The sequence below is a fragment of the Proteus myxofaciens ATCC 19692 genome (assembly GCF_001654855.1).
Classification (GTDB): Bacteria; Pseudomonadota; Gammaproteobacteria; order Enterobacterales; family Enterobacteriaceae; genus Proteus; species Proteus myxofaciens.
The window spans coordinates 1-20,239 of the sequence record NZ_LXEN01000003.1 but is presented as its reverse complement, the minus strand read 5'-3'; the positions used below and the strand labels follow the sequence as shown (position 1 = coordinate 20,239).

Annotated in this window: 16 protein-coding genes; 3 read left to right on the top strand and 13 right to left on the bottom strand. The window is 36.1% G+C overall.

Features of this window, described 5'->3' with window-relative positions; all coding sequences use genetic code 11:
- Window position 1: 1 nt before the first annotated feature.
- The 11 genes from fhuB to hutW all read right to left on the bottom strand — a co-directional run bounded on the left by fhuB (window position 2) and on the right by hutW (window position 14,984).
- Window positions 2-1,969, bottom strand: a complete 1,968-nt coding sequence (gene fhuB, locus M983_RS00220; RefSeq protein WP_066745188.1) for a Fe(3+)-hydroxamate ABC transporter permease FhuB — start codon at window positions 1,967-1,969, stop codon at window positions 2-4.
- A complete protein-coding gene (locus tag M983_RS00215; protein WP_083954506.1) occupies window positions 1,959-2,882 on the bottom strand; it encodes an iron-siderophore ABC transporter substrate-binding protein in 924 nt (307 codons plus the stop codon). Before M983_RS00215 ends, fhuB begins: the two co-directional genes overlap by 11 nt.
- On the bottom strand, window positions 2,873-3,658 hold the full coding sequence (locus tag M983_RS00210) for an ABC transporter ATP-binding protein (protein WP_066745185.1): 786 nt from the start codon (window positions 3,656-3,658) through the stop codon (window positions 2,873-2,875). Before M983_RS00210 ends, M983_RS00215 begins: the two co-directional genes overlap by 10 nt.
- Window positions 3,659-3,720: 62 nt before the next feature.
- Window positions 3,721-5,817, bottom strand: a complete 2,097-nt coding sequence (locus tag M983_RS00205) for a TonB-dependent siderophore receptor (protein WP_066745184.1) — start codon at window positions 5,815-5,817, stop codon at window positions 3,721-3,723.
- A 113-nt stretch (window positions 5,818-5,930) separates the two neighbouring features.
- Entirely contained in the window at window positions 5,931-7,052 is a 1,122-nt protein-coding gene (locus M983_RS00200; RefSeq protein WP_066745182.1) for a hypothetical protein, read from the bottom strand.
- Between the two features lie 9 nt (window positions 7,053-7,061).
- Window positions 7,062-8,228, bottom strand: a complete 1,167-nt coding sequence (locus tag M983_RS00195; protein ID WP_167348661.1) for an ABC transporter substrate-binding protein — start codon at window positions 8,226-8,228, stop codon at window positions 7,062-7,064.
- Window positions 8,229-8,236: 8 nt separating this feature from the next.
- Complete coding sequence (locus M983_RS00190) at window positions 8,237-10,429, bottom strand: TonB-dependent siderophore receptor (RefSeq protein WP_167348660.1); 2,193 nt, start codon at window positions 10,427-10,429, stop codon at window positions 8,237-8,239.
- Between the two features lie 244 nt (window positions 10,430-10,673).
- Entirely contained in the window at window positions 10,674-12,272 is a 1,599-nt protein-coding gene (locus M983_RS00185) for an ABC-F family ATPase (protein ID WP_066745174.1), read from the bottom strand.
- 204 nt (window positions 12,273-12,476) lie between these two features.
- Window positions 12,477-13,103, bottom strand: coding sequence for an NAD(P)H-binding protein (locus M983_RS00180; protein WP_066745171.1), 627 nt, complete (start codon window positions 13,101-13,103; stop codon window positions 12,477-12,479).
- 3 nt (window positions 13,104-13,106) lie between these two features.
- On the bottom strand, window positions 13,107-13,598 hold the full coding sequence (hutX, locus tag M983_RS00175) for a heme utilization cystosolic carrier protein HutX (RefSeq protein WP_066745168.1): 492 nt from the start codon (window positions 13,596-13,598) through the stop codon (window positions 13,107-13,109).
- A gap of 42 nt (window positions 13,599-13,640) precedes the next feature.
- Window positions 13,641-14,984 (bottom strand): heme anaerobic degradation radical SAM methyltransferase ChuW/HutW, encoded by a 1,344-nt coding sequence (hutW, locus tag M983_RS00170; protein WP_066745165.1) that lies wholly within the window; start codon window positions 14,982-14,984, stop codon window positions 13,641-13,643.
- A gap of 543 nt (window positions 14,985-15,527) precedes the next feature.
- Between hutW and M983_RS00165 the strand changes: the two genes are divergently transcribed.
- Together M983_RS00165 and M983_RS00160 are read left to right on the top strand one after the other, a co-directional pair.
- Window positions 15,528-15,986, top strand: a complete 459-nt coding sequence (locus tag M983_RS00165) for a YaiI/YqxD family protein (RefSeq protein ID WP_066745162.1) — start codon at window positions 15,528-15,530, stop codon at window positions 15,984-15,986.
- Between the two features lie 52 nt (window positions 15,987-16,038).
- Window positions 16,039-17,439, top strand: a complete 1,401-nt coding sequence (locus tag M983_RS00160) for an amidohydrolase (RefSeq protein ID WP_066745159.1) — start codon at window positions 16,039-16,041, stop codon at window positions 17,437-17,439.
- A 53-nt stretch (window positions 17,440-17,492) separates the two neighbouring features.
- Here the strand turns inward: M983_RS00160 and mnmH are convergent, their stop codons facing one another.
- Window positions 17,493-18,584, bottom strand: coding sequence for a tRNA 2-selenouridine(34) synthase MnmH (gene mnmH / locus M983_RS00155; RefSeq protein WP_066745156.1), 1,092 nt, complete (start codon window positions 18,582-18,584; stop codon window positions 17,493-17,495).
- Window positions 18,585-18,808: 224 nt separating this feature from the next.
- On the opposite strand from mnmH, the gene M983_RS00150 reads away from it, so the two are divergent.
- Window positions 18,809-19,144, top strand: coding sequence for a DUF6122 family protein (locus M983_RS00150; protein WP_066745145.1), 336 nt, complete (start codon window positions 18,809-18,811; stop codon window positions 19,142-19,144).
- 89 nt (window positions 19,145-19,233) lie between these two features.
- Here M983_RS00150 and M983_RS00145 read toward each other — a convergent pair.
- On the bottom strand, window positions 19,234-20,239 hold a 1,006-nt coding region (locus M983_RS00145; RefSeq protein WP_157091897.1), incomplete at its 5' end, for a S8 family serine peptidase.

Below are 20,239 nucleotides of genomic sequence, written 5' to 3'. Positions count from 1 at the left end.
ATTAATGGCGACGATTAAGGATCATTAAGCAAAGGAAATAACTTCCGCCTAAAATAGCGACTAATGTCCCTGCTGCAATTTGTGCAGGATAAATAAATACTTGCCCTAACCAATCAGCCCATACCATTAGTGTGGCACCAATTAATGCAGAGATAATAATCTGTAATTTAACTTTCTGCGCACCGATTAAGACCGCCATATGGGGAGCAACTAAACCAATAAAAGCAATGGGGCCGATTGTTGATGTGACTAATGCACATAATACAGAGACAGTAATAAGTAATATGATACTGGTTAGCTCAGTTTGTAATCCTCGAGCTTTAGCAAAATCACGGCTAATTGAAATTAAGGTTAACCAGCGAGTTATTAATAAAACAAATGCGGAGATAATTACTATTGCAATAGCAAAATAACCTGCTTGTTCACCGGTGACACGATAAGTTGAGCCAGATAGCCAGAGTAATATTTTATAGCTACTTAATGCACCTTTAGCTAAAAAGAATTGAATAAATGCTTCTAAACACGCGGTTAATGCTATTCCTATTAAAATTAAGTTTGCAGGAGCATATTTTTCTCTCCTTCCTAATAATAATAGAACTATCATAACAAAGAGACTACCTAATAAAGCAATGCTCCATTGAGAAGTATATACAGCACTACCAAAAATTAAGCTAGAAAGTACTAATGCAAAGGTTGCACCAGATGAAACGCCTAATATATCAGGGCTCGCTAATGGGTTATAAATAAGTCTTTGTAAGATAACACCTGCAATTGCCAAGGCAACACCTGCAAATAATGCCGTTAATAATCGTGGCCAGCGTAAAGCCCATTGATAAATAGACGGTAATTCCCATGACCATTGTTTATCTTGTATATGAATAAAGGTTGTAAATGCAGCTCCCAATATTAATAACAATATGATGGCAGTAACCGTGATATAAGAAAGCTTTTTTGTCTGAGCAATAATTGAAATAGAGAGTCTATCTTGTGCACGTGTTTTTTTACGACTAAACCAAATAAGAGCAGGAGCACCAATCGCAGCAGCTGTTACACCGCTAGGAATAACGGTATTTAACCATTGCCCGATAATTATCGCTAAGCTATCAGTAATAAGAAGTAAACAAACACCCATTAACCCACTGGCTATAAGTTCTTCACGAGCAGTTCTTGCGCCTAACGTTCTTACTATATTAGGTGCAAGTAATCCGATAAAGCTAATTACACCGACAACAGTTATTGAGGCCGCCACTAGCCAAGTACTTAGAATAATAAAAAATGCAAATGAAGGTAAAACAGCGAGGCCTCTCGCTGTAGCCCCTTCATGACCTAAGCGTAATAAAGTTAGAATACGAGGGGCAAAAATAAAAATAAATAAGATGGGTAAAATACGAGGTAATAACCAGATGACATTATGCCAACCATCTTGTGCTAAATCACCAGCACCCCACATAAAAATATTTTGTGCAAACTGCGAATTGAGGGTAATTAATGCGGTTGCTATTGCTCCTAAAAGAATATTAACGACCATGCCTGATACAACTAAGGGCAAGCCCGTCATATTACGAATTCCTGCAATAATAATGACTAGACTGAAGGCAATTAATGCACCTAATGTTGCAGCTAATGCACTGTAATCTGCCACCCAATCTATAAACCAAATATTCACTATCACTAAAGCTAGCCATGCCCCCGATGATGTACCTAGCGTTAAAGGTGATGTCAGATTATTTTGAGTTAATTGTTGCATTAAACTACCCACAACACCAAATACAGCACCAATAATCACGGTCATGACTAGGCGAGGAAGTTGTGCATGTTGATAAAATACATCTGAAAAAGGGGGTGTTATTTCTGTGTTTGAAAGCAGTGTTAATTGATGAAAAATAGGAAGTGAGTTATCCAGTTGTAAACTGATAATGCCTAATAAGATTATTGCTAAAAAATAGCGTATCAACAGATTAATTTTCATGTTTTGGTGCCACTGCTAACAGACTATCTGTTATTGCTTCTGCCATTAGGGTTAATGACGTTATTCCGCCATAATTCCAAACTGGATTTACAGCATTGAAATGACCATTACGCACAAAGGGCATGGCTTGCCATAAAATAGAGTTGGCTATTTTTTCTTCATCAGGGAAGGGCAACATATAAAGAACATAACCACTAGTGATATTTTGTAATGAGTTCATTCTACGCTGATCAATCCCCCAAGCTTGGGGAGGTAATGAAATTGCTGGCTTTAATCCTAAGTGAGTTAATACATAGTTTGTCGAGGAGTTTTCTGTATAAAGAAAAACCGCCGTTAATGTTGAAAAACGAATAACAGCGACTTCTGGTAATGTGGGGTATGCTTGTTGTAACTTAGTTTTTAATCGCGTAAAAGTCGCATTCATTTCATCAAGTTTTTGTTTAGCAATATCTTGTTTATCGAGTAATTTAGCTAAAGTAAAGAAATGCGCTATGGCGACTTCTGCATCATTATCTTGGCGAGAAAAATTAGGTAAATACACAACAGGAGCAATTGTTTTTAAAACAGGTAATAAATCTTGTTGTGAACTTGATGCTAAAATAACATCAGGTTTTAATGTGGCTATTTTTTCTAGATTAGGTTCTGCACGACTCCCCACATCCTCAATAGAATCAGGTGCTCTAGGGTGTACAACCCATTGTCTATAGCCTTTAAGTTCAGTTGCACCAACAGGAATAACATCAAGAGTTAATATTTGCTCAAGTAAATCCCAATCTAAAACAACGATACGTTGAGGCGTGTTTTTAGCAATTCTACTATTATTATATTGAGTCGCTTTTGCTGTTTGGGTTAATAATAAAATCGTAGCAAATAGAAAAAGAAATTTTAATGAATTAATAATATTTATACGCATACCACCGCCACCTTATATTGGTTTTCGCCCATTTTATTATCTGGGTGATCAATTAATTTGATGGGGGTTTCATAGAGTGTAGAAAGTCTATTTTCATCACGCAATAACGAAGCGTCACCTTCAAAAGCAATCGTTCCTTTTTTAAGCGCTATAATATGGCTGGCATAACGTAATGCGAGATTAAGATCATGCAATATCACAATAATACCAACATGTTGAGTTTGGTTTAATTCACTCAATAATTCCATTAATTGATATTGATGATGAATATCTAATGCTGATGTTGGTTCATCTAAAATTAGAATTGGCGATTGTTGTGCTAATAACATAGCAACCCAAGCACGTTGGCGTTCACCACCCGATAAATCATCTGCCAGTGTATTCGCAAAAGATAATACACCCGCTTTTTTCATTGCTTCTATGATAATTTCTTCGTCTTGATTATTCCAACGGCCTAATGTGCCACGCCATGGAAAACGCCCTAAACGGACTAATTCTTTTACCGTTAATCCTGCTGATGTAGGTAATTTTTGTGGTAAAAAAGCAATTTTTTTGGCGAGTTCTCGTGTTTTATATTGATAAATATCACGATGATTAAGGAGAATGTTACCACTATCAGGAGTTTGTTGTCCTGATAATAGACTAACTAATGTTGATTTACCTGAACCATTATGGCCAAGAACAATCGTTAAGCCTGTATCTGAAATAGACAGTGAAGGAAGAGATAAAATAGTGCGCCCACCGCGAACCATTTTGATATCAGTAAGTTCAAACATAATGACTTAATTCACTAATAGTATTCCGCCTTATCTAAGATAAAGCGGAATAAATAAAAAGATCACCAACGGTATTTGGCATTCAATAATACAGATCGAGATTGTCCATAATAGCAGTAATAATCGCAACCAGAGAGGTATTCTTTATCAAGAATATTGTTTACGTTAAGCTGTAATTGCCACTGTTTGTCAATATTATAGGTCGCTGCCATATCCCATAGCGTTGCACTTGCTACAGTTAAATCTTTTCCTGCTGGATTTGCAGGGTTATCTTTTGATTTACCGATATAACGAACACCAGTACCGAGTGTGATATCTTGGGTTGCTGTAATAGGAAGTGTATAGCTTCCCCAAACTGACGCCATATTTTTAGGAATAAGTGCAGCTTGTTGCTTGCCGCGTCCCCCTGTGTTATCGGTTTTCATATCGGTATAAGTATAATTGCCTTTCAGTGCAATACGCTCAGTTAACTGTACTTCACTACTTAATTCGATTCCTTTTGAGGTGACTTTCCCTGTTTGAGTCGAAACAAAGGTATCAGGGTTGGCCACTAATGCATTTTTCTGAGTAATATCAAACCATGCAATATTAAAGAATCCATCAATAAAATCAGGTGTATATTTAATACCTGCTTCAATTTGATCGCCTTTTAAAGGTTTATATAAATCCTGAGTTGCAGGATCGATAGTACTCATCACTTCAAAAGATTGAGAATAGTTTACATACGGTGATAAACCATTATCAGCAAGGTACATTAATCCTGTATTAAGACTGAATTCGCTATCAGTACGTGATTTTTCAACATGTTGCTGGTGAGTTTTATTTTCTGTTTTTACCCAATCTTGGCGAATTCCTGCAACGCCAATCCAGCGACTATCAAATTTGGTTTGATACTGGGAATAAAGGCTGTATTGCGTTTTATCAATTGTACGATTGATATTATTTGCTGAATCAAGAGGGGTATAGCGCCCATAGATAGGGTTCCATGGATTAATTGTGCTAAAGGAATAATTATCTTGTTCATCGCCTTTAGTTCTGTGATGTTGTAATTCTACGCCAGCTAATAGTGTATGCTCAAAATTATCAGTATCCCATTCACCGACAACATTATTATCAAAGGTAATGCTTTGATTTTTGCCATCACGGAAAACAACACCCCGATTTAATTCAGTTTGAGTGATATCAGCATTAGGAAAAGCATAAACACTACGTAAAGTTAAATCGTTATAACCATAGTTTAAACGCTGAGAAAAACGCCATACATCGTTAATATTGTGATCGAGTAAATAGCCTACTGAAATTTGAGTACGTTTATATTTGTCGTAATCAGGTTCACCTAAGTTAGTTGATGGTTTAATTTTACCAAAAGGTGACGAAATAATCGTTCCTGCGGCAGTAAAGAATGGATTAGTTGGTGTACCATCATCATGAAGATAAGATGCCATAAAGGTGAGCATGGTATCATCAGTGAGGTTTATCGCCATACTTGGTGCTAAATAAATGCGTTTATTATCAGTGTGTGATAATTCACCGTCTGATTTTTTCATTAAACCCACTAAACGATAACGCACTCGACTATCTTCTATTTTGCCTGTCGATAAGTCGAATCCAACACCGCGTTGATCGTTGTTACCGGCTTCGAGAAACACTTCATTCTTAGAATTAAACGTCGGCTTTTTTTGAACAATATTAATGGCACCACCAGGGGTTGATTCACCAAATAATACCGCAGATGATCCTTTAACAACTTCGATTTGTTCAAAACCATAAGGTTCTAATAACCACGTGTAGTAACCATCACGGAAAAGACGACTATTATCTAAATAAGTCGCAGCTTCAAAACCGCGAACACGTAGCCAATCGGTATCATTATCGGCACCATAAGGTTGAGAAACAACGCCTGAAGTATAACGCAATGCTTCATCCAATTTTTGAGGGGCATGTGTTTCGAGATCTTTTTGTGTGACTATAGAAACAGATTTCGGTGTTTCTTGTAGGCTGGTATCTACCTTAAGTGCTTGAGCACTTACTGTTAATTTTTCAATTTGTTCGTTTTTTGCTGTCTCTTGTGCAAACGCCAATGAATTAAACATAAAAGGGATGCTGGCACAACATATAAGTGCCACAGGATTTAATTTAAATTTACGGTTATCTATCACAATGTTTCACCAAAATAATAATCATTATTATTAGCATTAAGTTTGATTGCGAATGATACTAAGGTAAATTTACTTGATCAAATATTTTTGTAAATCATATTATATTAGTACAATTAACTAGAAATGTTCATCCATGAAAGGCGACCGCCGACAGAAGTGCTAATATGGCTAGAATGATGGCTTAAACATAATGTACGCATTCCTGCATTTTGTTGTGAATACCAAGCACCACCACGCATTAACGCACGTTTACCGTAATTACGTAAATAAACTTGGTCGTTATCTTGTTGGTTTATTGCTGGATATAATCCTAGTATTTTAAATAAGGTTGCTACTTTTGTATTATTTTTTGTCATTATATTATTAAACTCACCCTCCATTAATCCCTCAGGGTAACCATTATCTAAAGGGTAACCGTTATAATGATGAATGGTTGTCGATAATATTGGTGTTCCTGCATTACCTTCACAGTAATCACTAGGTGAGTCGTATTTAGCACTATTAGCACTATTGATAGGCAAAAGCTGTCCTGTGGATAAATTAATTGCCTGCCAATGTTCTTTTTTATTTTCATCACCACAAAATACCGCGTTATTATCAGCGATAATTTGAATTTCACCTGCATCTAATTGCATGCCACTTTGCCATTCCCAAAGATTGCCACATAAATCACTAATACCGAATTCACTATTATCGTGATACCAATCATGCCATTGTGGTGCAGTCATTGTTGTGGGGTCACCTGTTAAAAAATCGGTATCACCGGCAAGTCTGCCATCAACACGTGTTGTATATTGGCTTGGATTAAGATAACTGCGACCATAATCTGTATTACCATTTTCACGCATATTATGATGTCGACACCAAAGCATTAATGCAGCCCATTCTGCATGGGTACTTAAATGAAAACCTTTTCCTGTTTTTTGGGCTTTTTTCTGAAAGGTTATTAAATCTAGCCGAGTTACTGGTTTTTGATTAGGTAAACTTAATAACTCACCTTGATGTAATGATGCGGGATAGCAAGCGTAGAGAAAATGGTCTTTAATTTCATTGTTAACAATAAAAGCAGGGTGAATATTATTACCAAGATTATCCGATACATCGTTTAAGTAAAAACGAGGAACGATATACATATAATTAGGTTGACCTTTAGCAGAATAAATAATGGTTCTTTTTCCTGCTGAATCTTTTTCTATTTTGCTACGTAATGCATCAGGTGAGTAGATATCAAACATCGTTATTCCTTAATTGTCTTTATCGTTTTTATCGTCTTCACGTAGTGTTATCCAATAGCCTTCTTGCCATTTAACAGGAAGAAATTGTGCATAATAGTCTTGAAAAACGGTATCAACATCGAGAGTAAAAAAGCGTTGAGGATGAAGCCATGTCGCCATTTTTAATAAGCCAATAAAGCCAAATGGGCTGTCGTAGAAAACATGCCATAATGCATACACTTCTTTTTTTCTTGTCGCATTTAGCGTTTTATAGGCAAGCCGTTGCATTAAAATAGCGAGTTGTTGCTTAGCAAGAGCTAAATTTGCACCTGGTCCTAAATTAATCCAATCACCAGAAGGGTTATAACCACTCCAATCTGCACCTGTTAAAAATATTTTATCTGGCTTGGAATAAATAACGGTTTCTTGATTAAGCAATCCGTAGCTACCTTTTATATATTCTGAGCCCAAATTATTACCGCCAGCAGCATATAACATTTGCCCCATACTGCCATTACCATAAGAAAGACAACATTCTGGTGTAAAACCTGCGGCGCGTTCAAATAATACATTAGGTCGTAAAAACGGTATTTTTTGTAACAATGATGAGATGTGGTTGATGTATTTCTCACTAAATTGGTTCATTGCTAGGCTTTGCTGAGTATTTCCTAGCAATTTTCCCATTTCTGTAATGCTAAGTGGTGTATTTTTTAGTGGATCAAGACTTAAATCAAACGCAACAACGGGGATATTGGCTTTAGTTAATAGTGATAAAACACCATTAATATTGATAGCTTGATAAGTGCCTGTTGCAACAATAATGACATCAGGTTTTAGTGAAATGAGTTTTTCACTATTAAAATGCCCACTTGACATTGCACTAAATTCAGGTAACGACAATAAAGAAGGAAATGCCTGTGTATATTGTCGATAAATATTTAAATCAGAAGTGCGGAATGAACTCGGTATAGCAATAAGACGCTCACTAAAAGCGTCTTTATTAAGTGAGGCATACAAAACAAATAGCCCACTATCAGCAATGTAAATTCGCTTTAATTCCTTAGGAAGGAAAACAGCTCTACCTAAAATATCAACCACTTTTCTATGTTGCTGTGAGGCAAATACAGGAAAAGGGGTTGCTAATAATAACGCAAGCACACTTGCACCTTTTAGTAATGAACGTCGTGAGCTATTCATGTTCATTCCTAGAAATAGTAATTTAATACACCAAGTACAACTCTATCTGTACCTATACTGCAATAGGTCGAACTTGTACAACTCGCAACATACGATTTGTTAGTGATATTACTGACATTTAATCCTAATTCTAAACCTTGTAATTCATGATTAAGTGCAGAAAGTTGATAACGTAAACTGACATCGCCTAACCATACTGCAGGCACTTTAAATGTGTTGGTATTATCACCATAAGTAGAGCCTAAATAGCGTACACCCACACCTAATAATGCGCCTTCTAAATAAGGTTGTTGAAAACGATAATCTATCCATGCTGATCCAGTATGTGCAGGGACTTGCACAGGGTGTTTATGTAGCGTGCTAGGATCACTTGTTGAGGTCACCACATTATCGGTATAAGCATAATTGAGCATCATATTGGTTTGCGGTGTGATGGCAAATCGACTTTCAAATTCCATACCACGAGAGCGAATTTCGCCTGATTGTTGATAGTAATCAGGGTTTCTTGGATTATGGGTAGTGACATTTTGTTGCGTTAATTCATATACAGCAATACTGATTAATTGTGTTGCTTGTGAATTTTGATATTTAATACCGGCTTCATATTGTTTTGATTTCATTGGAACAAAGGCTTTGCCATCAGCATCAGTGCCTAATACAGGATCAAAGCTGTCAGAGGTGCTTATCCAAGGAGCTATGCCATTATCAAATTCATAACTTAAGCCAATACGGTGGCTCCATGCGGTGTTATGACTGGTTTGAGTTTGACCTGAAATTTGATTGTGAGTATCTAAATCAGCACTATCATAGCGACCACTTAAGAATAAGTTCCATTTTTGCCAGTTAAGATGATCTTGCAGATAATATCCATAGCGATCAAACTGTTGCTTTGTGGATGTGCGTGAAACAGGATAAGGATCGAAATCGGGTTTATGATGTGAAGCCCAAGGATCAAAGCTTACCGTTTGTGAACCCCACCAATCTTTTGTCATATAACCATGTTGATAATCAAACCCCGCCATTAAGATGTGGTTAATTTCCCATGTTGATACTTTGCCAATTAATTGGTTGTCTGTTACCCATGTCTCAGATTTGCTAGGGGCTTCTTGATAAACAGCCGTTAATAAGCGATCACCTGGTAAAAATGCACGGGTATAATCTCGACTGATTTCAGTATCCACCTTCATAAAACGTGTATTTTGTTTAAATTGCCATTGTGGTGCAAATTCATAACTTAATAGAGATGTGACTGATTGTTGTTTACGATGAGAGTGATCATGACTTTGATTATTATAATTACGATTAAAATCAACTTTACCATTAGGATTAGGTAATAAACCCAATGCTTGCGCTGGTAACGTATTGTAATAACCTAAGCGAGGTTCTTTTTGATATTGACCTAATAATGTCCAACTTAGCGTATCATTGGGTTTCCACGTGATAGCAGGGGCGATATTAAAGCGAGTTTGACGTGAAGATGGGATTTGTGACTCTTGTTCTAAAGCTAAGCCTGATACACGATAAAGCCATGTTTCATCCTCATTGATAGCAGATGTTGTATCAAATTTAATACCATGATTATTGTTATTACCTGCTTGTAATTGAATTTGATGCTGTGTTTGTGCACTAGGGCGACGTGAGGCCATATTAATAATTCCACCAGCCCCTCCTTGGCCATAAAGAGCAGAAGAAGGCCCATGAACAGCTTCAAGACTTTGCAAGTTCCAACTATCAATTTGAGGTCCCCAAATACCGCTGTTTCCTAGCATTCTTAAGCCATCAAGATAATAATCTGCATCAAAACCGCGCATTTTTGAGTAATCAATACCACTTCCAAATGCACCAAATTTCTCATTTACAACACCTGCGCTATATCGCAATGCTTGGCTGATAGATTCAGAAGGTAAATTATCAAGTTGAGCACGATTAATAACAGAAACCATTTGTGGCGTTTCTAATAATGTCGCATCACTTTTTGTCGCCGTTGTTTGCTTTTTAGTAATATAGCCATAAGGTAGCATTTCTTGATCATTTTCTGTTGTACCTGCGGTGACAATTATTTTTTCAACTTTTTCTTCAGCAATCGCTAAAGAAATAGGATTTAGTAAAAATAAAGCAGGTAAAACAACGAGGTAAGGTAATTTTTTAGTGTGATTAATATAAAAATGTGGTGCTATTTTATGTGTAGTAGGTAGCAACATAATAATTCCATTAAAAATGAAAAAAGCTATTGATTGACTTATGGTCGGTAACATACATTAACGACCGACTGTCAGTCAATATAAATAACAATGATTTTCATTTGTATTTATATAAATAATCAATAATGGAAGTTTTAGAAAAAAGAACAGAAGTAGAATAAGAGGAGAGAGCGAGAAAGATCAAAAAAAGCCCGATAAAATATCGAGCTTTATTTAATAATATTTTGCTACTTAGATGATGAAATTAGAATGAAACGCCTTTTTTTGCTAAAAACTCATCATAACTACCTTGGAAATTGGTTACTTTTTCAGGTGTTATTTCAATAATACGATTAGCCAATGAACTCACAAATTCACGGTCATGTGAAACAAACACTAATGTGCCTTGATAGAGTTCAAGGGCCATATTTAATGACTCAATAGATTCCATATCTAAGTGGTTTGTTGGCTCATCCATGATTAAGATATTTGGCTTTTGCATCATTAATTTGCCAAATAACATTCTGCCTTTTTCACCACCAGAAAGTACTTGTACTGATTTTTTAAGATCATCTTGTGAAAATAGCAAACGTCCTAACACACTACGAACGGATTGTTCATCATCTGTCGGTTTCATCCATAAACTCATCCAATCAAACACCGTCATATCAACTTCAAAGTCAGTGGCATGATCTTGAGCATAATATCCAATGGTTGAATTTTCAGACCATTTAATGCGACCACTATCAGGCGCTAACTCACCGACTAATGTTTTGAGCATGGTTGTTTTACCCACACCATTCGTTCCCAAAACAGCGACTTTCTCACCCACTTCTAGCATCATATCGACGTTTTTGAACAGTGGAGCATTGCCATCGTAGCCTTTTGAAATACTCTCAACTTCAAGGGCATTGCGGAATAATTTTTTCTCTTGTTCAAAGCGAATAAATGGGTTTTGACGACTTGATGCTTTCACTTCCGTTAATTGAATTTTTTCAATTTGTTTAGCACGTGATGTTGCTTGGCGTGATTTTGATGCATTCGCACTAAAACGGCTCACAAACGATTGTAATTCATTAATTTGTGCTTTTTTCTTCGCATTATCAGCAAGTAAACGTTCACGTGCTTGCGTTGCTGCAAACATATACTCATCATAATTACCAGGATGTACGGTTAATCCGCCGTAATCAAGGTCAGCCATGTGTGTACACACCATATTGAGGAAGTGGCGGTCATGCGAAATAATGATCATGGTACTATTACGTTCGTTAAGCGTTTGCTCTAGCCAGCGAATAGTATCGATATCCAAGTTATTCGTTGGTTCGTCGAGTAATAAAATATCAGGATCAGCAAATAGGGCTTGTGCTAATAGAACACGTAATTTCCAACCTGGTGCAACTTCGCTCATTGGCCCGTTATGTTGCTCTAATGGAATACCCACGTTTAGCAATAATTCACCAGCACGTGCTTCTACGGTATAACCATCCATTTCGCCAAATTTAACTTCGAGATCGGCAACCAATAAGCCATCTTCTTCACTCATTTCAGGCAGGCTATAAATACGATCACGCTCTTGTTTGACTTCCCAAAGTTCTGTGTGTCCCATAATGACAGTATCAAGAACAGTGAATTCTTCATAAGCAAATTGGTCTTGTTTTAGCTTACCAAGGCGTTCATTAGGATCGAGGAAGACATTTCCGCTACTTGGTGTTAAATCGCCACCAAGAATTTTCATAAAGGTGGATTTACCACTGCCGTTAGCGCCGATCAAACCATAGCGATTTCCGCCACCAAATTTGACAGAGATGTTTTCAAATAATGGCTTAGAGCCAAATTGCATAGTGATATTATTGCTGATTAACAAGACGAATACTCATTATTAGTGGATGACAAAAGGTAATAGGCCGGCATTATGCCATAAGTTACCCCAATGAAGACAGTAAACTGGAAACTTCTTGATTAAATGTTATACAGGCTAGGATATTAAGCCTTGCAATTCGCTTGTTGAAATAAAAAAGAGATAACGTTTATGTTATCTCTCAATAGTTGGATAAGCTTAAGATTAATACTATTTAGTCGGTAATAAGCCTGGTTCTACAACAGCATAAATTTGATAGTCTAATAACTCAGCTTCTAATAATTTAGCCACTAAGCGCGCTACATCACGACGATTAACTAAACCGTGCGTCTCTTCATATTGATAAAGTTGCGCTTTTCCTGTTTCTTCGCCATTAAGTAAGCCGCCGGGTCTTACTATTGCATAATCAAAACGACTGGTTTGCAACCAAACCTCTGCCAATGATTTTTCTCTTACAGCTTGACCAAATGCTGCTTTCGCTCTTTCTGAAAGTGCTACCCAGCTATCACCACATCCTAATGATGACACCATGAGCATTCTGCGAAAACCTAAGTTTTCAGCGATATCGATAACCGTACGATGTGCAAGATAATCATTATCTCCACCCATAGTAGAAATGATATCAGCTTCATTACCGGCAAGTGTTAACACTTGTTCAACGGCGGTTGTATCAGTTGCATCACCAATGACCGTTTTAATGCCTTTTTCTTGTAATCGAGTAGCCGCTTGTTGATTTCGCACTAGCGCAACGACAGGGCGTTTTTGTTCAACCGCAATATCTGCGATATGAGCACCAATGCCTTTACCACCAGCGCCAAAGATAACCCATGTTTTCATGTGTTATTTTTCCCCTTGTAATCTTTTAGCTAAATGGCGAAAAGCCGTTAATTGGTCAGATAGAATTACTCTATGTTCATCTCTTCCTAAAAATATCTTAAACATAGCGTCACCATCTTGATTTAAAAATAAGATAGATGCAGTATCCATCCCCATGAATTTACGTTCAACCAGGGCTATAGAATAACAATTTTCGGCTTTAATATGCCCTGTCATTCCTTGTTTACCACGTAAATTAAAATAGCCTTGACGATGAAAACCACTAGGCAACTCACCACCAAATTCTAAAATAACGTCCTTAGTATGCACCAGCGTTGTTACTTTTCCCCATTGAGTCACATTATCCCAAATGGTATCAAACTGCTGACCACTCACCACGGAGCTTAAAGGCAAATGTTTTACAACTTCAAGTAATGTAGTATTAAATTGAGTTGCGATAGCTTCTAAGGTGCCATCAGGTTCTGTCATTAAAAATTGTTGTAACTCTGTATTCATGGCTATTATTTCCATTTTTAGAGATAAGTAAAAGCAATAACATTATCTAGGTGAGTTTAATTGCAAAATTAATTGCTGTAGTGACGTCAATAAATTACTTGCCCAAAAACGGCCTTCATTTGTTAATCGAATACAAAGCGAATCGCTTTCAATTAATCCTGTTTGATGCCATTGACGAAGTAAGGGAGAAAGTTGATGTGCTTGTGACGTAAGTTGCGTTAAATCGACACGCCCACACTCAATACCTGCTTGTAACTGATGACGCCAACGAAAACCACTATCTGTAGTTCTCATCATCATTAAGGGTTTTTGTGCCTTATCTACTTTTTGATAATAGCTATCAAGCGAGCGTTCTATCATCCATGAGTAACCATTTATAGAACCACCAGCACCAGAGCCAAAGGCTAAACAATCAGCACCTTGTTTGATAAGCAAATTGTATAAATTACGTTCACGTGTGGTTCTAGCCCAATGACTATTACTGATTTGACGCCAACCCACGTTATCCATAAATTCACACCCTTGAAGATAGAGATCACGTCGTTGTATAGGGGTAGGTATCGTGATTCTCTGATTTTCAACGGCTTTACCTAAAGGCGTATTAGGCAACAAATTTAAGGCGTAGAGATCGACCCCATCTAAACCAATATCTTGTGCAATAATCAGATCATCATGCCAATTCGCTTTATTTTGACCTGGTAAACCAAAGAGAAGATCACATACAACAGCGGCTCTATCGCGTTGACACAATCTCTTCATAAATGAAACAGCTTCATCTCCCGTTGATGTTCTCGCCATTCGTTTTCTAATTTTGCTATTAAAGGTTTGAATCCCAATAGAAAAACGATTAGCACCTGCATCTAAACAAGCATCAATACGGTCATCGTCAAAATTTAAAACACGACCTTCAATAGTAATTTCACAATCAGGGGCTAAAGGTAATGATTTTCGTAATTGGCTAATAATACGAAAGAGATCTTTTGCTGATAAAGCTGAAGGTGTACCACCACCAAAATAAACTGCATGAATAGGGGCTGATTGATAAAGTACACTATCTGATTCAGTTGTTATTTCACGTAATAAAGCATCGGTATAGCGTGAACAGGCATCTTCGTGATAGCTATTTTGGTAAAATCCACAAAAAGTACAATGGGTGGCACAAAACGGTATATGCAAATAAAGTAGTCGTTTACAGGCTGGTGTTTGGCTTTGCAATAATGACTGCCATGTTACTTGTTGAATTTCTTTTGCAAGAGGTATTGAGCCTCTCCACGGCATAGTCGCTTGTCTATCATGAAAAGGAGCATCGCCTTCAAGTGCAAAATGAGTAGTTAAATCAATATCAGTTAATGAACTTATAGTTTGGGTAACGACAGACTCTTTCATATATTAATTCCTGTACTACCTTCTATTTCTCTATAAGGCTATGGAGATAATCATTGATGAGATAAAACTGTGATGCAGTAATTCCACTGCATCAACAATATGAAGGCCCATACTTTGTTATTAGTTAACTTGTATCCGTAATTCTTTTAAACGAGAGTGGATAACACAAAACACATTTTTATTTGAGTACACATTGTCTAAAAACTTAATGATATCAATTATTATTATCATTCGCTTTTATAGAGCAACTTTACCTATAGCTCAACAACAAAATGGTAAATAGAAAACGCCTTTGATTTGGATCAAATTAAAAAAGAGGTTTCATGCATAATAGAGGCTTAAATATACAATAATGGCACAGAAATAAGGGATAACAATTAATGTGTTAAGAGAGCTATTGTGTGACAGAACATCGTCAGTGATTTAAAAGAAGTTAATGGCTGCAAAATTGATCTTATTTAAATACCCTATTTATTAATGAGAATATGTTATTTTAACGTAGCCAAATTAATAATGTGAATTCAATAAAAAGAGAGTGTAGTTATGTCTATCTGGGTTGATGCTGATGCCTGTCCTAAAGTAATAAAAGAAATTTTATATCGTGCAGCGCAAAGAGAACAAATAATTATTACTTTTGTTGCAAATCAAAGATTAACGGTACCTGCATCACCTTTTTTAAAAACGTTACAAGTGTCAGCGGGTTTTGATGTTGCTGATAATGAAATTGTTCGTCGTGTAGTTAAACATGATTTAGTTATCACTGCAGATATTCCATTAGCTGCAGAAGTTCTTGAAAAAGGCGCTGTAGCGCTTAATCCTCGTGGTGAACGTTATACACCAGCGACTATTCGAGAGCGCTTAACCATGCGTGATTTTATGGACACTATGAGAGCAAGTGGTATACAAACAGGAGGACCAGCAAGCTTAAATCAACGCGATCGACAGCTTTTTGCTAATGAATTAGATAAATGGTTTTTACAACGCAAAAATACACTTAGCTAAATTAAAATAATTCATATTTTCAGGGAAATTCCCATCCTAACGTGAGGTTATTATGTTGTTTTCAAAATCGATATTTGCCGTGGCTATTATGGCCGTTTCTTTATCAAGCTATGCAGCAAAAAAAGCAGATTTAATGATAGTTGACGGTACTGTTCTGACAATGGATAAACACAATAATATTATTGAAAATGGGACTGTTGTTGTTAAAGATAATAAAATTATCGCTGTTGGTAGTGCTGATATTGCTAAAGAATATCAAGCCGATAAAGTGTTAGATGTTGATGGTGATATTGTGATGCCAGGACTTATAAATACGCATACTCACGGCTCTATGACAGTATTTCGTTCATTAGCTGATGATGTTCCTGATAGACTTCATCGTTATATTTTTCCATTAGAAAATAAAATGGTTTCTCGCGAAATGGTACGAGTTGGGGCTAATCTTGCTAATGTGGAAATGGTGAAAGGTGGCGTAACAACCTATGTTGATATGTATTATTTTGAAGATGAGGTTGCTAAAACGGTTGATGAAATGGGAAACCGTGCTGTATTAGGAGAATCTGTCATTAATTTCCCTGTTGCTGATGCTAAAACACCTGAAGAAGGTATTCAGTACGCGGTGACTTTTATTAATGAATATAAAAATCATCCTCGTATTATTCCTGCATTTGCACCTCATGCCCCTTATACTAATACCACTGAAAACCTTCAGAAAATTGCTAAATTATCGATGGAATTAGATGTTCCTGTAATGATACATCTTGCTGAAACAGATAGAGAACAAGAAGAAATTGCTAAACGTACTGGTGGTAAAAGCCCTGTTCAATATATGGCAGATATTGGCGCTTTAAATAACAAGGTGATTGCTGCACACGCTATTATGGTGAACGATAATGATATTGACCTATTAAAAAAATATGATGTAGGTGTTGCCCATAATATTAGTGCAAATACCAAATCAGCTAAAGGTGTTGCACCTGTGACTGCAATGTTAGAAAAGGGCGTTCGTGTTGGTTTAGGTACTGATGGCCCTATGTCTAGTAATACACTGACAACAATGAATGAATTAAACTTAGTCGGTAAAATTCATAAATTAGAAAATAAAGATAGGGCGGCGATGCCTCCTTTAACCGTTGTTGAAATGGCAACAATGGGATCAGCCAGAGCATTACATCTAGAAGATAAATTAGGTTCATTAGAAGCGGGAAAATTAGCAGATATTATCGTTGTTGATACAAAATCACCGAATATGGTACCGATGTATAGCCCTTATGCAGCCCTTGTTTATGGTGCAAACGGAAGTAATGTTCGTCATACCATTGTTGATGGAAAGATCTTAATGCAAGATAGGCAACTTTTGACTGTCGATGAAAAAGTAATTATTCAAGAGGCGCAAGATTTTGCAAATAAAGTACGTAAAACCGTTGTTGATAGCGGTGAAGTAGTCAAATAATATTAGTTAAAAGAATATAGCCTCAATCAATTTTATTGAGGCTATTTTATTATTTATTTATTTACTTGAAGCCATTTAATAACGTCTTCATAACTACCACGATACATAATCTTTTCTTGTTTCTTGCTGAGTTGATAACGATACATAGGATCATAATATTCGATCAGCAAAGGAGTTAACCAAGAAAAGTGTGCTCGCGTATCACCCGTTATTTGTTGCTCTTTTAACGCGCCATCTAACAATGTGCTGAGCTGTGCTTCTCGTTGTGAACCTAATCGACGACGTATTGCAAAAAGTCCATGATGCAAATAATCACTATAAACTTGCCAGCCTTTCTCTTCACCATATAAGGTAATAAAGTCATGAGTCATTCGATCAAAATATTCTTCTTTTAATCTTTCTATACGTCTTTCAAAAGGATCTTCAACGACAACTAATGAAGCTTGCGCCATATTATTACGCAAACTTTCGGGTAAACTATTAGCACCTATAGCACGGCCTTCATCTTCAAATACCCAGCGCGTTTGATATTGCGCTTTTTTTAACATATCAACAGTAAGATGATTTTCAAATGTGGCTTGGGAAAATTGTGCTTGTGTAGTTCGACCAAAAGAAGACCCTCGATGATGAGCAAACCCCTCAAGATCAACACCATCAGATAAGCTACGGACTAATGCCGTTTTACCATTACCAGTGCAACCACCAACTAATATAATTGGTCGTTCAACTAATTCATTTAGCGTTTCAATTACGGTTTGCCTTAAGACTTTGTAACCCCCTTCAATAAGAGGGTAACGAATGCCTATATCTTTTAGCCATTGCTGAACAATATGTGAACGTAACCCCCCTCTAGCACAACAAATATAGCCTTGAGGAAATTGTGAACAAGCTTCACGCCAAGCATGAATGCGCTTGGCTTTAGTATCGCCACAAACAAGCTGGTGGCCTAATTGTATTGCTTTATCAGAGCCATGTTGTTTATAACAAGTCCCTACCATCATTCGTTCATCATCATTCATTAATGGGAGATTAATGGCATTGGGCATTGCGCCTTGATTAAACTCAATAGGAGCACGAACATCTATAATAGGAATATTATTAATAAGAAGATGTTGAATATTTTGATAAGAGTACGCTAAATCCATAATAAAATAGAATGACTTCTAAGCTTGCTAAGAGAAGAGTTACTATACGCCTAAGTGGAAGTAATGACACGTATTGGTTGATTAACAAATAAAAAAATTTAGTTAAATTACCACGAAAAAAAGTTATCAATTTAAAATCACAGCTTCTTAAAGAGCATAATTTCTCTATAGCGATGTGAATTATTTCAATATAAAATAGGGTTTATAATGATAAGGACCAGAATGTGATAGATGACGTTACAAGAACTATTTTACATTACAGCTTACATTTTTTAGCACCTGTTTTATTTGCTTATCTTTTTTGGCGTAAAAATTGGCGACTTGCTTCATTGTTAATGATAGGTACTATGGTTATCGATGTAGATCATCTGTTAGCGACGCCCATTTTTGATCCCAATCGTTGTAGCATTGGTTTTCATCCTTTGCATACAATTTGGGCAGGTATTGTCTATTTAATTATATGGTTTATTCCATCCTGGAAATTTAAAGCAATTGCAGCAGGTTGTTTATTTCATTTACTAACAGATTCTATTGATTGTTATTTAGGCGGAGTAATTTAAAATCCTATCCATTCAATATTAGATAGGATTGTTTTTATGAATATGCGATTTATTAAAAGAATACATCCATTTATTTTATATGAATCACTTTAGTTTAACTGAATATTTATCATAATATTTAAACAATAATTGTCGTTATACCATGCTTTTGCCTGTAAAGGTAATATGCCTTCATATTTATCTATTTCAACATAAGGATTATCTTCTGTTAAGTACAATAGTTGTAAATAAAAACTATTCGGTTTTATTGTGTCGCAAGATGCTGCTGAATTCATTGTAAAAGAACCACAGTCATTTTTTTTGCTTATTTTTAACTTAATTATTTCTATATTATTAGATTTATTTACAACAGGAATGCTGACCAATGTATAACCATATTCACACCATTGTAATTCAAAGCTTCCTTGCTCCGGGTTGACTAGTACAAACCCAACTCTGTCAACAGGGGATGAATCATACTCAAATAAATAATTTAGTTCAGATTTGTTATTTATATCAATATTGAAAGAAATAAATAATGCTGATTTTAAAAAGTAGTCAGGATATTGATTAATAATATCTGAGAAAATTAATTTATCTATTTGATATAATAGATAATCAACATTAGGTCTATATCCAATACCATCAACAACACCTTCAGTATAATTAGATTTTTTTATTATATCTCGCATACTCCAAGCAGACAAAATAAGATGATGTTTCATCGCATAATCTTGAATTAATGCTAAAGCACCTGAGCATAATGGTGTGGCGCTTGATGTTCCACTATAATTATTGGTGTAATTACGTTCATTTCCAGGTAGCTTTTGTAAAGCACCATATCCTGTTGTCGTTACACTCCAATCCCCCCAAGAATTAAGCAAAGAATTATCTTGATTATAATTAGAGAAACTGGCCCTTTTACCTGTTTTATGGTAACAGGCGCCCACTAGTATACTGCCATTATCACCATAATTTACCATTATATCTGATTGGCTGAGATCTAAACCTCCATTTCCAGCTGCTAAAATAACAATAGCACCTTTATTAATAATTATTTTTATTTTTTCCCACCAACTTAATATAGCCGTTGCAGGTAAATATTGACCATTGACT

Bases quoted from the DNA above. Each gene is read 5' to 3' on its own strand.
- fhuB (WP_066745188.1), bottom strand. From the start codon at position 1,969: ATGAAAATTAATCTGTTGATACGCTATTTTTTAGCAATAATCTTATTA.
- M983_RS00215 (WP_083954506.1), bottom strand. From the start codon at position 2,882: ATGCGTATAAATATTATTAATTCATTAAAATTTCTTTTTCTATTTGCT.
- M983_RS00210 (WP_066745185.1), bottom strand. From the start codon at position 3,658: ATGTTTGAACTTACTGATATCAAAATGGTTCGCGGTGGGCGCACTATT.
- M983_RS00200 (WP_066745182.1), bottom strand. From the start codon at position 7,052: ATGTTTGATATCTACTCACCTGATGCATTACGTAGCAAAATAGAAAAA.
- M983_RS00195 (WP_167348661.1), bottom strand. From the start codon at position 8,228: ATGAATAGCTCACGACGTTCATTACTAAAAGGTGCAAGTGTGCTTGCG.
- M983_RS00190 (WP_167348660.1), bottom strand. From the start codon at position 10,429: ATGTTGCTACCTACTACACATAAAATAGCACCACATTTTTATATTAAT.
- M983_RS00180 (WP_066745171.1), bottom strand. From the start codon at position 13,103: ATGAAAACATGGGTTATCTTTGGCGCTGGTGGTAAAGGCATTGGTGCT.
- hutX (WP_066745168.1), bottom strand. From the start codon at position 13,598: ATGAATACAGAGTTACAACAATTTTTAATGACAGAACCTGATGGCACC.
- hutW (WP_066745165.1), bottom strand. From the start codon at position 14,984: ATGAAAGAGTCTGTCGTTACCCAAACTATAAGTTCATTAACTGATATT.
- M983_RS00165 (WP_066745162.1), top strand. From the start codon at position 15,528: ATGTCTATCTGGGTTGATGCTGATGCCTGTCCTAAAGTAATAAAAGAA.
- M983_RS00160 (WP_066745159.1), top strand. From the start codon at position 16,039: ATGTTGTTTTCAAAATCGATATTTGCCGTGGCTATTATGGCCGTTTCT.
- mnmH (WP_066745156.1), bottom strand. From the start codon at position 18,584: ATGGATTTAGCGTACTCTTATCAAAATATTCAACATCTTCTTATTAAT.